General features: G+C 71.1%; 11 protein-coding genes. 6 read left to right on the top strand and 5 right to left on the bottom strand.

Annotation, left to right across the window (positions count from 1 at the left end; translation table 11 throughout):
- Positions 1 to 58: 58 nt before the first annotated feature.
- Complete coding sequence (locus VKA29_RS17020) at positions 59 to 709, bottom strand: TetR/AcrR family transcriptional regulator (protein WP_324786585.1); 651 nt, start codon at positions 707 to 709, stop codon at positions 59 to 61.
- A 647-nt stretch (positions 710 to 1,356) separates the two neighbouring features.
- Here VKA29_RS17020 and VKA29_RS17015 point away from each other — a divergent pair.
- From VKA29_RS17015 to VKA29_RS17005, 3 genes are all read left to right on the top strand, one after another.
- On the top strand, positions 1,357 to 2,298 hold the full coding sequence (locus VKA29_RS17015) for a VOC family protein (RefSeq protein ID WP_324786583.1): 942 nt from the start codon (positions 1,357 to 1,359) through the stop codon (positions 2,296 to 2,298).
- Positions 2,298 to 3,140, top strand: coding sequence for an alpha/beta hydrolase (locus tag VKA29_RS17010; protein WP_324786581.1), 843 nt, complete (start codon positions 2,298 to 2,300; stop codon positions 3,138 to 3,140). Before VKA29_RS17015 ends, VKA29_RS17010 begins: the two co-directional genes overlap by 1 nt.
- A 201-nt stretch (positions 3,141 to 3,341) precedes the next feature.
- On the top strand, positions 3,342 to 5,105 hold the full coding sequence (locus VKA29_RS17005) for an FAD-dependent monooxygenase (protein ID WP_324786579.1): 1,764 nt from the start codon (positions 3,342 to 3,344) through the stop codon (positions 5,103 to 5,105).
- 342 nt (positions 5,106 to 5,447) lie between these two features.
- Here VKA29_RS17005 and VKA29_RS17000 read toward each other — a convergent pair whose 3' ends face one another.
- Both VKA29_RS17000 and VKA29_RS16995 read right to left on the bottom strand, forming a co-directional pair.
- The gene (locus tag VKA29_RS17000) at positions 5,448 to 6,521 is read right to left on the bottom strand and encodes a chitinase (protein WP_324786577.1); all 1,074 of its coding nucleotides are present in this window, start codon (positions 6,519 to 6,521) and stop codon (positions 5,448 to 5,450) included.
- Positions 6,522 to 6,622: 101 nt separating this feature from the next.
- Positions 6,623 to 7,330 carry a lytic polysaccharide monooxygenase gene (locus VKA29_RS16995; RefSeq protein ID WP_324786575.1) on the bottom strand — a complete coding sequence of 236 codons (708 nt, stop codon included), beginning with the start codon at positions 7,328 to 7,330 and terminating at the stop codon, positions 6,623 to 6,625.
- A gap of 554 nt (positions 7,331 to 7,884) precedes the next feature.
- On the opposite strand from VKA29_RS16995, the gene VKA29_RS16990 reads away from it, so the two are divergent.
- Together VKA29_RS16990 and VKA29_RS16985 are read left to right on the top strand one after the other, a co-directional pair.
- Positions 7,885 to 8,760 carry a helix-turn-helix transcriptional regulator gene (locus VKA29_RS16990; RefSeq protein ID WP_324786573.1) on the top strand — a complete coding sequence of 292 codons (876 nt, stop codon included), beginning with the start codon at positions 7,885 to 7,887 and terminating at the stop codon, positions 8,758 to 8,760.
- On the top strand, positions 8,757 to 8,948 hold the full coding sequence (locus VKA29_RS16985; protein WP_324786571.1) for a DUF397 domain-containing protein: 192 nt from the start codon (positions 8,757 to 8,759) through the stop codon (positions 8,946 to 8,948). The genes VKA29_RS16990 and VKA29_RS16985 overlap by 4 nt, the downstream gene beginning before the upstream one ends.
- A 60-nt stretch (positions 8,949 to 9,008) precedes the next feature.
- Here the strand turns inward: VKA29_RS16985 and VKA29_RS16980 are convergent, their stop codons facing one another.
- Together VKA29_RS16980 and VKA29_RS16975 are read right to left on the bottom strand one after the other, a co-directional pair.
- Complete coding sequence (locus VKA29_RS16980) at positions 9,009 to 9,437, bottom strand: hypothetical protein (RefSeq protein WP_324786569.1); 429 nt, start codon at positions 9,435 to 9,437, stop codon at positions 9,009 to 9,011.
- A gap of 32 nt (positions 9,438 to 9,469) precedes the next feature.
- A complete protein-coding gene (locus VKA29_RS16975) occupies positions 9,470 to 10,165 on the bottom strand; it encodes a DUF4232 domain-containing protein (RefSeq protein WP_324786567.1) in 696 nt (231 codons plus the stop codon).
- 222 nt (positions 10,166 to 10,387) lie between these two features.
- Here VKA29_RS16975 and VKA29_RS16970 point away from each other — a divergent pair, with 222 nt between their 5' ends.
- The gene (locus VKA29_RS16970) at positions 10,388 to 12,694 is read left to right on the top strand and encodes an ATP-binding protein (RefSeq protein WP_324786564.1); all 2,307 of its coding nucleotides are present in this window, start codon (positions 10,388 to 10,390) and stop codon (positions 12,692 to 12,694) included.
- Positions 12,695 to 12,732 lie beyond the last annotated feature (38 nt).

Here is a 12,732-nt window from a genome sequence, read left to right as displayed (position 1 = left end):
CCGCTGTCGGCGGCGCATCGCCGCCCGGAGTCCAGCACCCGGCCGGGTCCGGTTCGCGCTACGCCTTGTAGCGGGCGACCGCCGCCTCGCCGAGGGCGACCATGGCGTCGGTGAGGCGGGCCATCTGGGAGGCGACGGTGCACGCAGGGTCGCACTGCGCGTTGACGAAGCACCCGTCGAAGCCCGCGATCGCGAAGTGGTCGAGCTCCTCGGCGACCGCTTGGGCGATCTCGGGGCCTTCGTCGGCGAAGGCCCCCGAGATCATCACGCGCATGTAGCCGCGGCCCTCGGCGCGCACCTGCCGGTTCATCTCGGCGACCTCCGCCTCCGTGGCCTCGTCGCTCATGATGAGCAGGATGTGCAGCCGCAGGAATTCGGGCCTGGCCGTGAAGACCTCGGCCGTGCGGTTCATGTACCAGGCCATCCGCTCGCGGTGCGTGCCCCCCTCCGGGGGGTGCGCGTGCGCCGCGCGCATGGCGGCGAAGAACTCATGGGCACCACGCGCCATCACCGCCGAGAGCAGTCCGCCCTTGGAGTGGAAGTGGTAGTAGATCGCACTTCTCGGCAGCCCGGTCTCGGCGATGATCGATGAGATCGAGGTGCCCGCGTACCCGCGCAGCGACATGACGTGAGCCGCGGCGTCAAGGATCTCTTCCCTGGAGCGCCGCCCGCGCCGGTTGCCGTTCTGGGCTGTGGTTCCCCTCTTCATTCCTCAGATTTTAGGGCCTGTCCGCCGGTCGACCGTCGTCGGAAAACCGCGCTGCACACGCTCTTGACGTGAGGCCGTACGCATGTGAGCGTAGCCATTATTAGACGGATCGATCGGTCCAATAATGGTCCAGCCAGTGACCACCGTTGGATGCCTCGATCGATCCGATTCTTCTGGAACGGTCACTGGAGATCGGTATGCCCCAGCTTGAGCGGGGCGAGGCCGCCGTCATCGGCCGGATGTCGCCGCAGCGGGTGTGCGGCGACGTCTTCGGCGCCGTGGGCCCGCCTTCATGAACAACGCCCGGCACTCCTCGGTTCGGCCCTGATCGGCCCGTGCCGCTCACCTTCGGGCGCAAAGCCGGGCGGGACGAGTCGCCATCGGCCGCAGCGCTGGTTCGCCCTCCCGGCATGCCGTTCGTGTAAACGCCGGCGCACTCCTGCCGCGTCCGGACGGTCGCCCTGCACCTGATGGCCGTGCGGCCCGACGAGAGGCATGGCGTCCCGGCGGCTGCACCGACGAGGGGCGACGCCGACCGGGCCACGCACCGCCCAAGCCCTCGACCCCACCTCTCTTGAACGACCTCTCTCAATCTCCATCCCGGCCGGGCCCCCGTGCGCCCGGTCGGTCAGTGAAAGGAGACACCCATGACCGGTGTCAAGGAGCTCGCGTACGTCGTGTACGAGGTCAGCGACCTCGCCGACTGGGAGCGTTTCGGCGTGACGCTGCTCGGTATGCAGCTGGGGCAGAAGGATGACAACGGCTTCACCCTGCGCACCGACGAGAAGGCACACCGCTGGATCATCACCGAGGGACCGGCCGACGACCTGGTGGTCAGCGGCTACGAGGTCGAGTCGGCGGAGTCCCTCGACGAGCTCGTCGCCAGGCTCACCGAGGCCGGCGTCGAGGTCGCCGAGGGCGGGGCCGACCTGGCCGCGGCGCGACGCGTCGAGCGCCTGGTCCAGGTCGCGGACCCGATGGGCAACCGCATCGAGCTGGTCACCGGTCTCGCGGACGCCGACACCCCGTTCGCCTCCGGCCTCCTGCTCGGCGAGTTCGTCACCGGTGCCGGTGGTGCCGGCCACCAGGTGATGCTCTCCAAGGGCGTCGCGCGCGAGGAGTACATGGCCTTTTACGAGGGCCTGCTCGGCTTCAGGATCAGCGACATGATCGTCCAGGAGCTCGCGCCGGGCATCATCGCCGACCTGATCTTCCTGCACTGCAACCCGCGCCATCACAGCGTCGCGTTCGGTGACATGCCGCACCCGAAGAAGACCCACCATTTCATGCTCGAGGTCACCGACATCCGTGACGTGGGCTTGGCCTACGACCGGTGCATGGACGCCAAGCAGCCCTTCGAGATGACGCTGGGCATGCACCCCAACGACCACATGTTCAGCTTCTACGTCCGCACGCCCTCCGGTTTCTCGGTCGAGTACGGCTGGGGCGGCCTGCTCATCGACGACGAGACCTGGCAGGTCCGCACACTCGACCGCCTCCACAGCTGGGGCCACCGCCCGCCGGAGGTCGTGCGCGACCTGCTCGGCCAGTCTCGGTCCACCAACCAGAACACCGGAGGAGCCCACTGATGGCCCTGCAGCAGAACGACATCTCCCGGTACGTCCAGACCACGGACTTCAAGATCCACTACAACGAGGCCGGCGAAGGCCACCCCGTCGTACTCCTGCACGGCGGCGGCCCCGGGGCGACCGGGTGGAGCAACTACTCCCCCAACATCGAGGCGCTCTCGAAGCACTTCCGCGTGATCGCGCCGGACATGCCGGGCTGGGGCGACTCCGACGCAGTCGACTTCGCCACGCTGGACCACGTCGAGGCTGCCTGCCAGCTGCTCGATGCCCTGGGTATCGAGAAGGCGGCGTTCGTCGGCAACTCGATGGGCGGCCACACCTCGCTCCGGCTCGCGGCCGAGCGCCCCGAGCGCGTCTCCCACCTCATAACCATGGGTGCGCCACTGCGGATGAAGCCGATCCTCTTCGGCGCCGGCGGCGGCCCCACCGAAGGCCTGAAGATCATGTACGACACTTTCACCGACGCGACGCCCGAGGGCATGCGCCGCCTCGTCGAGATCATGGTCTACGACAAGGCCCGCTTCGCCACACCGGAACTGTGCAAGCTCCGCTCGCAGGCCGCGCTCAAGCGTCCCGAGCACCTGCGCAACATCGCCTCGGCCGCTCCGAAGGCCCCGATCCCGATCTGGATCGACCTGGACAAGATCTCGGACATCACCGCGCCCGCGCTGCTGATACACGGCCGCGACGACCGCGTGGTCTCCTTCGAATCCACCCTCTTCCTGGCCGCCGGCATTCCCGACTCCCGCGTCCACCTCATCAACCGCTGCGGCCACTGGGCCCAGCTGGAGCACGCCGACGAGTTCAACCGCCAGGTGATCGACTTCGTCACCCACCACTGACACGCCCCGCGCCGCACCCGCGCCGATCCCCTGTGCGCCGCCGGGTCTGTGTCGACCCGGCGACGGCCGACGAGACCCGGCGGCGTGGGCGTACGGTGCACGGCTTCCGCAGACGTGTCCCGCATCCGGCAGACGCGACCTGCATCCGGCAGACGCGACCTGCATTCCATGTAAGTGCCTTGTTTTCCCGAGGAGTTGAATATGAGCACCACGCGTGTTGCCGAGACGGACGTCCTGGTCGTGGGCGCCGGCCCGGCGGGCGCCGCAGCCGGTGCGCTGCTGGCGACGTACGGTGTCCGTACGATCGTGCTGAACAAGTACGGCGCGGTCGCGAACACACCGCGCGCCCACATCACCAATCAGCGCACCATGGAGGTGCTGCGCGACCTGGGGGTCGAGGACGAGGGCAAGCGGGCCGCGACGCCCCAGCACCTGATGGGCGAGCATGTGTGGGCCACCGCCCTCACCGGTGCGGAGCTCGGACGGCTGCGGACCTGGTACACCCATCCGCGGTTCAAGGCCGAGCACGACCTGGCCAGCCCGACCGCCGTGTGCGACCTGCCCCAGGACCTGATGGAGCCGATCCTGCTGCAGGCCGCCACCAAGCGCGGCGCGATTCTGCGGGTCAACACCGAACTGCTCTCCTTCACCCAGGACGACGACGGTGTCACCGCCACCGTTCTGGACCGGGTGACCGGTGAGGAGTACCAGATCCGGTCGAGATACCTGATCGGCGCCGACGGCGGCAGATCGCGCGTCGTGGAGCAGCTGGGTATTCCGCTCGAGGGGGAGATGGGACTCGGCGGATCGATCAACGTCGTCTTCGAGGCGGACCTGACCCACCTGGTCGAGCACCGGCCGGGCGACATGTACTGGTTCATCCAGCCCGGCGTCGGCCACGACGGCAACGGCATCGGTGTGCTGCGTATGGTCCGGCCCTGGAACAAATGGGTCGCCGTGTGGGGGTACGACATCGAACAGGGCACCCCGGAACTCACCGATGAGTTCGGCACGAGCATCGTCCACCAGCTCATCGGCGATGACACTGTCCAGGTGAAGATCGAGTCCGTCTCCACCTGGGCGGTCAACCACGTCCACGCCACCGAGAACCGGGTCGGCCGCGTCTTTTGCGTCGGTGACGCCGTGCACCGCCACTCGCCGATGAACGGCCTGGGCTCCAACACCTCGATCCAGGACTCGTTCAACCTGTGCTGGAAGCTCGCGCTGGTCCTGCGCGGCCAGGCGGGACCCGGCCTGCTGGAGACGTACAGCGACGAGCGGCTGCCCGTGGCCCGCCAGATCGTCGAGCGGACCACGGCGAGCAACCACTTGATGCCGCCCCTGTTCATGGCCCTGCGTCTGCCGCCCGCCGCCGGGCCCGACGCGCTGGCCGCCGCGCTCGAGACTCTCCAGGCCCCCACCGCCGAAGGCGCGGAGCGGCGCGCCGCCTTCGACGCGGCGGTGCAAGGCACGCTGCTCTGTTTCAACACCCATGGTGTGGAGACCAACCAGAACTACCGGTCCGGTGCTCTGGTGACCGACGGCACGCCGGCCCCCATCGCGCCCAGGGACGAGGAGATCCACTACTTCCCCACCACCTACCCCGGACGGCACCTGCCGCACGCGTGGCTGCTCGACGGGCAGCGCAAGGTCGCCGTCATCGACCTGTGCGGCCGTGGCCGGTTCACGCTCCTGACCGGCATCCGCGGTGACGCCTGGCGCGAGGCCGCCGCCGAGGTCACGGCGCAGACAGGTGTGGAGGTCGAGGTTGTCTCCATCGGTCGCGGGTGCGACTACGAGGACCGGTACGGCGACTGGGCCGCTGTCTCGGAGATCGGCGAGAGCGGCGCGGTGCTGGTCCGCCCCGACCACATCGTCGGCTGGCGCAGCACGGAGCGGGCCGACGACCCGAACGGCGCCCTGCTCAACGTCGTGCGGTCGATCCTGCGGACCACGGCTTCCTGAAGAGCACAGGAGCCGGGGGGAGCGCTCAGGGCCGGTGCGACGCGTTCTGGCGGTCATGAGGCAGGCCGTCCAGCACCACCGGCAGCGTCCACCGCCCTCCACGCCGATCCCCCTTCCTCCCTGGCCTGCTCGACGAACCGGAGGAAGAGAAGAAGGGGGAGACCCGTTCCACCGGTACGGCGGATGCCGGAGAGGGCGCGTGGAGTGGAGCGGTTCACCGGGGCTCGGGGACGCGTCGCCGGACCGCCGCCCCCGGCCCGCGACGCGGTGGGGCGGCGGCCGGTCCCGCCGGCCGCGGACGCGCTGTCCGATGCAGCGCCCGCGACCGGCGGGGCCTCGGGGTCAGCGGCCCTGGAGGGAGCGGACGTTGTCGCCGAAGGTCCACCCCCGCGATCCGTCCCAGTTGATCGACCAGGTCATCAGGCCCTTGAGGCCGCCGCGGTAGGTGTTCCAGGCGCCGGCCACCAGCGAGGGCGACATGTAGCCGCCGCCCGCGCCCGGCTGGGCCGGAAGTCCCGGCGCCTGCTTGTCGTACGGCACCCGGATCGTGGTGCCCTGGACGACCAGGCCCTTGTCGAGGCAGTCGGTCTGGGCGATGAAGCCCTCGACCGTGCCGGCGGAGTAGGAGTCGCCGGAGCAGCCGTACATGCTGCCGTTGTAGTACTGCATGTTCAGCCACCACAGCCGGCCGTTGTCGGCGTACTTCTTGATGATCGGCAGGTACGCGCCCCAGATCGAGCCGTAGGCCACGCTGCCCCCGGTCACGTACGCCGTCTCCGGCGCCATGGTCAGGCCGAAGCCGGGCGGCATCCGTTGCAGCACGCCGTCGATGATGCGGACCAGGTTGGCCTGGGAGGTGGAGAGCTGGTTGATGTTCCCGCTGCCGACCAGGCCGGTCTCGATGTCGATGTCGATGCCGTCGAAGTTGTACTTCTTCAGGATCGGCACCACCGTCTCGACGAACCGGTCCGCGACGGTGCTGGAGCTGAGGTCGATGCCGGCCGCCGCGCCGCCGATCGACAGCAGCAGCGTCGCGCCGTTCGCCTTGGCGTCGCACATCTCGGCCGGGGTGGAGACCTTCACGGTGACGTCCATGCCGTCCTCCCACAGGACGGTGCCGTCCGAACGGATCACGGGGAAGGCGGCGTTGATGACGTTGTAGCCGTGCTGCCGGATGCGGGGGTCGTTGATCGGCACCCAGCCGAAGGGCGGGTGGACGCCGTTGGCGGCCCCGTCCCAGTTCTCCCAGTAGCCCTGGAGCACCTTGCCGGAGGGGCGCCCGTTGAGCGGGCAGGTGTCGGCCAGGGTCTCCTCGCCCGCCGCCGCGGCGGGTGGTGACAGGGGTGCGGCCAGCAGGGCCAGGGCCGCGCCCAGCAGGCCCAGCGCCCGCCGCGCAACTCGTGTTCGTCTCGCCATTCCCGGCTCCTTTCGAGGGCTGTCGGTCCCGCGGGGGCCGTGCCGTGGCCGCCGTGCCGCGGGTGTCGTGGAGGTGCGGTGCAGTGTGGTGTGCGGACGGGTCAGCAGGAGCCCAGGTCCTTCCAGACGCCGGAGGTGCCCGGCTCCTCACCGCGCGTCCACCAGGCGGCCCGCCAGGCGTGGCCGCGGTGGAGTGCGCTCTGGCCGCCGGTGTAGGCCTTCGCCGCGTCCCAGGGAGCGGCGGAGGAGCACTCGGCCGGGACGGTGGGCGGCTGACCGCCACCGCCGCCGACCTGGACGTCGACGCAGTTGTAGAAGGCGTTGGGGGTGTCGGCGACGTTCCACACCGCGAGGATCTTGTGCTTGCCGCCGGGCAGGCCGGACAGGGTGTGCGAGATGTTGGACGGCGGTTGGGTGTTGCCCTGGTCGAACCGCTTGAACAGGGTGCCGTCGACGTAGTAGTCCCAGGTGCTGGTGCTGTGCGCGGCGGTCAGCCGCCACTGGAAGGTGACCGTGCTGGACACCGGGGTCACCGGCCAGTTCTTGGTCTCGTCGTCCAGTACGCGCCAGCGGCTGCCGCCGCTGCACAGGCGCGAGCCCTTGGGTGCCTCGACGCTCTGCGGCTCGTACTGCAGACCGTCGCAGCCGGTGACCCGCCCGGTGGCGCAATGGTCCTGGCGGCTGGGCGGGGAGGTGATCCAGCCGTGGGCACTGGCGGGGCTCGCCGTGGTGACGACGGCCGCCAGGGGCAGGGCCAGCGCGAAGGCCGCGAAGGCCAGGAGGGAGGTCAGCAGTCTTCTCGGACTCATGTGAGGGGGCTCCTTCTCAGCCGGCGCGCCCGGCGGATCCGCCCGGCGCGCGGAGCCGGCATGTGGGGGGCGCCACGGCGAGCCGCTCCACCGCCGTGGCATGTCCCTGATGAAGGTAGGGCGGTGGCAGCACACCGTTAAGACCGCTATCGGTTCACGCTCACCCGCCGTACGGGACCGTCGGCGGCACCGGCCCGCAGGGGCCGGCCCCGCGGAGCGCTCCGCCGTATCCGCAGGCCGGAAGGGGTGCCGGGGGTCCGGAAAGAGCCCGGGATCCGTCCACGGGTCCCCGACAGTGCGTCACGTACGGGATGATTGATCCCGCTTCGTGAGCATGTCTGAATTTGGTACAGACCAATGCCGGAGGGTGGGCCGGGAGGCTCCTTCCGCACGGTCGGCAGGTCCGGCGCCGATACAGATCCCGTTGTACCGGTTCACGCGCTGGACCGGGTCGGTCGCTGTACGTGACGATGGGTCCGCCGAGCGTGGCGCAGCACGTTCGGCAGCGGAGAGGTACCCGACAGCACGAGGCACAGGGGAAGGCGGCTGCGACGATGACCGGCAACGGCGTGGGGGCGGGCGGGAGTTCCGGGCAGGCCGGGGGCAACGGAAGCTGCGAGCCGGAACTCTCCGACAGCCTGAAGACATTCGGCGCGGTCCTCAAGGCCCTGCGCGAGGAATCCCGCCTGACGCAGGAGCAGTTCGCGCCGCTGGTGCGGTACTCGGTCGCCTACATCGCCAAGATCGAACAGGGCAAGCGGTTCCCGCCACGGGATCTGCTGGAGCGGTCGGAGGAGGTGCTGGGGGCGGCCGCGGGGAGGGTGCTGGGGGCGGCGGCCCGCAGTCTGACGCGGAAGGCGGGGCTGGCGTCGTGGTTCCGGCAGTGGGCGGGGATCGAGGAGGAAGCGATCTCGTTGTATGCGTACGAGTGCGCTGTGATTCCGGGCTTGCTCCAGCCGGAGCCGTACATTCGCGCGCTCTTCGAGCGGCGTCTTCCGCCTCTGTCGGAGGAGCAGTTCGAGCAACAGGTCACGGCTCGGCTCGAACGTCAGCGTCTCCTGACGGAGCGGCCGAACAGCTCGTTCGGCTTCATCGTCGAGCAGGCCCTGCTGGATCGCCGCCTGGCGGGCGACGGAGTCACCCACACGCTGCTCAGCACCCTGCTCGAAGTCGGCCGGCTCCGGAACGTGGAGATCCAGGTCATGCCTCGGATCCAGGAGGATCACTCCGGTTTCGAGGGGCCTCTCTACCTCGCCGAGACGGCGGAGAATCGCTGGGTGGGCTACGTCGAGGCGCACGACTGCAGCATGCTCGTCACCGACCCGAAAGCCGCAAGCGCCATGCTTCAGCGCTATGGCAGGATGCGCTCACAGGCTCTGAGTCACCAGGCCACCGCGAGCCTGCTGGAGCAGATGCGAGGAGCGTTATGAGCACCACCGAACTTGCTTGGTTCAAGAGCAGCTACAGCGGCGGTGGGGGCGGCAACTGCGTCGAGGTCGCCGTGCGTGCCGAGGCCGTTCTCGTCCGGGACTCCAAGGACACGGACAGGCGGGCGCTGGCCCTGTCCCGCGACGCGTGGTCGGCGTTCACGGCGCTGGCGGCGGGCTCCCGCGTCTGAACTTCCGGTGGGGCAGCGTGTGCCGCTGCCCCACCGGCCGCTACGACCCGTCCACGGGGGTCACGGGCACAGCGGGCCGTCCTGGACGGTGCAGCTCACCTGCCAGGCGGTCCACGCACCGCTGTCGTAGCGCATCCGGAACCAGTAGTTGCCGTCCCGGCCGATGGCCGCGATGGTGAAGTTCGTCAGGCTGCCCCCCAGATGGTCGATCTGGATCCGGCTCTGGACCCATCCCTCCATGGACTGCCAGCCGTTCCAGGAGCCGTCGGGGTAGGTCCAGTTCGTCCACACCGCGTGGTCGGTGCCGACGACGAACTGCTGCTTGGTCCCGTTGGCGAACTTCGTGGTCGAGATGCCGTACTCGCAGATGTACTTGCGGCCCTTGTTCGTGCAGGAGGTGGCCGCCTGCGACGGCGCCGCCGCGGCCCCCACCCCCGCGAAGGCGGCGATGGCCGCGACCGCCGTGAGGGCTCTCCTGAATCCGCGCATGCGCACGCTCCTTGGTCGAATGGTGTGGTGGCTCAGAAGTCGTCCGCGCCGTTGCGCAGTTCGGGGGTCCAGTAGCCGGTGAGCGACTTGGCCGGGTCGACGGCGATGCCGCCGCTGCCGGGCGCGGTGACGGCGATGACCGTGGAGTCGCCCTCCAGCGTGAGGGAGAACGCCGACACCGGCTCCGTGTCCTCGTCGGTCCCGCCGTCGGAGAACTTCACCAGGGCGTAGGCCGGGGCCCCCGGTTCGAGCACGACCGGCGTGGCCGGCTTGCTCTTGGCCACGGCCGGCACGTCCTGCTTGTGGCTCTCCAGGAACTGCACGTGCGGGAAACCCGGCAGCTTGCAGGAGCGGTGCGAGGTGTTCTTCGCCGTGAGGACGAGGTGGGTGTAGGGCGGGCCGTCCTGCCTGGCGGCGGTGACGGTGATGTCCCCTGCCGTGCAGACCGCGTCGGAGGCGGAGGCCTGCTTGCCGGACGAGCCGGCCGTCCCCGTGGAGCCGCCGGCGCCGCTGGAACCCGCCGAAGCCGACGAGTCGGCCGCACCCGCCGAATCCGAGGTGCCGGTGCTCTTGCCGTCCCCCGCCGCCACGGTCGCCGAAGCGGCGGCCGAGGAGGTGCCCGCGGACTCCGCGTCGCTGTCCGTGCCGCCCTGGCAGGCGGTCAGGGACAGGGTGAGGGCCGTGCCCGCGACAGCGAGCAGCATGGAGCGGTGACGCCTGGTGTTCATGAGATCTCCCCGTTGGGTGGTACGCCGTGTGCGTACGGCTGTCGTTCGACGGCGGGCGGTCCGTGCCCCGGCGGCAAGCGTGTGACCGGGGCGTCCGCGTCTGCCTCCAGTCGATCATTTCGGGCCGGTGCCGCCCAGGCGGTTCTCCCGGCAGAAGTACGGTCGGCCATACTTCTGCCGGGGCTCGCGTCCGGACGAGCCGGACGATCGGGGACATCGACGGTGCGGGACGGCACGCCTTCCACGGAGGACTTCGGGCAGCGGTTAAGAGGCCTGCGGGCCCGTGCCGGGCTCAGCCAGGAGGCGCTCTCCCATGCGGCCGGGGTGAGTGTCCGGGCACTGGCGGACATGGAACGCGGGCGCACCCGGGGACCGCAGCGCCGTACCGTCCAGGCGCTGGCCGAGGCGCTGGGGCTGGACGACGACGAGGCCGCGGACCTGGAGAGGGCCGCCGCCGCGGGCCGTCCGCGCCCGGGTGCGGCCGGCGGCCCGTCCGCACCCGGCACCCTGGCCCTGCCGCGTGACATCGCGGACTTCACCGCCCGCGGCCCGGCCCTCGCCCGGCTGCTGGACCTGGCACGGGACGCCGACCGGGGCGGGCCGATGGTCACCCTGGTCACCGGGCAGCCCGGCCTGGGCAAGACCGCGTTCGCGGTGCACGCCGCGCACCGTCTCGCCCCGCACTTCCCGGACGGGCGGTTCGCCCTGGACCTGCACGGCATGGATCCCGAACCGGTCACCCCCAGGGACGCGCTGGCCCGGCTGCTGGGCGCGGTGGGCATCCCCGACGCGGCGGTGCCGGCCGGCACCGAGGACCGGGCCGGCCTGTGGCGGTCCCTGGCCGGGCAGCGACGACTGCTCCTGCTGCTGGACAACGCCGCCGACGAGGCCCAGATCAGCCCCCTGCTGCCCGGCACCGGGCCGTCCCTGACCATCGTCACCAGCCGCCAGTCCCTGGCGGGCCTGGAATCCGTCCACCGCTGCGATCTGGCTCTGCTGCGGCGCGAGGAGGCGGTGGAACTCCTGAGCCGCATCATCGGCCCGGAACGGGTGGCGGCGGAGGCACAGGCCGCGCGTGATCTGTCCGACCTGTGCGGACACCTGCCGCTGGCCGTCCGGATCGCCGGCCAGCGGCTCGTCAGCCGGCCGCACGAACGGCTGGGCAAGCTCGTCGCCCGCCTCACCGCCGAGGGGCGGCGGCTGGACGGCCTCCAGGCCGGAAGCCTGCGGGTGCGCGCCGCCTTCGCGCTGTCGTACCGGCAACTGCGCCCGGAATCGCGGACCTTCCTGCGCCGCGCCGCGCTGGCGGCCGGCCCGGACTTCAGCCCCGAGACCGGCGCGCTCCTGGCCGGTCTGCCCTACGACGAGGCCGTCGCCTGCGCGGAGGAACTGACCGACGCCGGACTGCTCCAGAGCGATCCCGCCACCGAGCGCTACCGCTTCCACGACCTGCTCAGGCTGTACGCGGCCGAGCAGGTGACGGCCGAGGACGGACCCGGGGTCCGCGACGCCGCCCTGGACCGGACCGCGCACTGGATGCTGCGCCGGGCCACCGTCGCCGCGCTGCACTTCGACGTCCACCATGACGGCACCACGCCGTACGGCGACCCGGACCCGGAGGGAGCGCCTGCCGGGAAGGAGGAGGCCCGGGCCTGGCTGGAGGCCGAGCAGGCGCAGTGGCTGGCCGCACTGCGCCGGGCGCACGACACCGGCCGGCACCGGCAGGTCCTGGACACGGCGGAGGCGATGCACTGGTTCTCCGACCGCAACCAGCACTGGGAGCAGTGGGTGGAGGTGTTCCGGCGTTCCGCCGACTCCGCCCGCGCCCTGGGCAGCAGGCGGGAGGAGGCGGTCCACCTGAACTATCTCGCCTGGGCCCACAACCTCTGCGTCCACGACCCCCGTGCCGCCCTGACGAGCGCCGACGCCGCGCTGATGGCGGCCCGCGAGTGCGGGGACGGGCTCCAGGAGGGCTGGGCGCTCGGCTACAGCGCCGGCGCGCTCCACCGGCTGGGCCGGACGCGGGAGGCGCAGCAGCGCCTGCACGAGGCGGCCCGCCGCCTGGCCGAGCAGGACACCCCGCAGTCCCGGCTGGCCGAGCTGACGGTGCTCAACTCCCTGGGCAGCCTGCTGCGCCAGGCCGGCCGGCCGGCGGAAGCCCTGGACATCCACCGCCGCAGCGAGCGGATCTGCCGCGCGGGGATACCGGGCCGGACGGAGGAGCTGATCACGCTGTACCACGCGGTCGCCCGGCAGCAGATCGGCAACGACCTGGCCGCCCTGGGACGCTGGCACGAGGCGGAACCGCCGCTGCGGCAGGCCCTGGCCGCCTTCGAGGAGGCGCAGATGCCGGCCTGGGCGGAGGCTACGCGGCTCGACCTCGGCCAGGTGCTCACCGCCACGGGCCACCGGGAGGCCCGGCAGACGCTGCTCGCCGCCCGCGACGCCCTGACCGCGCTGAGGAGCCCGCGACAGGCCGAGGCCGCCGTCGCACTCGCCTCGCTCGACGAGACCACCGCCGGCACGTGAGGCCCGGCGGGGCCTTCGGTGTGTCCCAACTCCCTTCA

It is taken from the genome of Streptomyces sp. H51, from assembly GCF_035656535.1.
Taxonomy (GTDB): Bacteria; Actinomycetota; Actinomycetes; order Streptomycetales; family Streptomycetaceae; genus Streptomyces.
This window is presented reverse-complemented; position numbering and strand designations above follow the sequence as displayed.

Coding starts and splice junctions, on each gene's coding strand:
- VKA29_RS17005 (WP_324786579.1), top strand. CDS start 3,342: ATGAGCACCACGCGTGTTGCCGAGACGGACGTCCTGGTCGTGGGCGCC.
- VKA29_RS16975 (WP_324786567.1), bottom strand. CDS start 10,165: ATGAACACCAGGCGTCACCGCTCCATGCTGCTCGCTGTCGCGGGCACG.
- VKA29_RS17015 (WP_324786583.1), top strand. CDS start 1,357: ATGACCGGTGTCAAGGAGCTCGCGTACGTCGTGTACGAGGTCAGCGAC.
- VKA29_RS16990 (WP_324786573.1), top strand. CDS start 7,885: ATGACCGGCAACGGCGTGGGGGCGGGCGGGAGTTCCGGGCAGGCCGGG.
- VKA29_RS16995 (WP_324786575.1), bottom strand. CDS start 7,330: ATGAGTCCGAGAAGACTGCTGACCTCCCTCCTGGCCTTCGCGGCCTTC.
- VKA29_RS16980 (WP_324786569.1), bottom strand. CDS start 9,437: ATGCGCGGATTCAGGAGAGCCCTCACGGCGGTCGCGGCCATCGCCGCC.
- VKA29_RS17000 (WP_324786577.1), bottom strand. CDS start 6,521: ATGGCGAGACGAACACGAGTTGCGCGGCGGGCGCTGGGCCTGCTGGGC.
- VKA29_RS17010 (WP_324786581.1), top strand. CDS start 2,298: ATGGCCCTGCAGCAGAACGACATCTCCCGGTACGTCCAGACCACGGAC.
- VKA29_RS17020 (WP_324786585.1), bottom strand. CDS start 709: ATGAAGAGGGGAACCACAGCCCAGAACGGCAACCGGCGCGGGCGGCGC.
- VKA29_RS16985 (WP_324786571.1), top strand. CDS start 8,757: ATGAGCACCACCGAACTTGCTTGGTTCAAGAGCAGCTACAGCGGCGGT.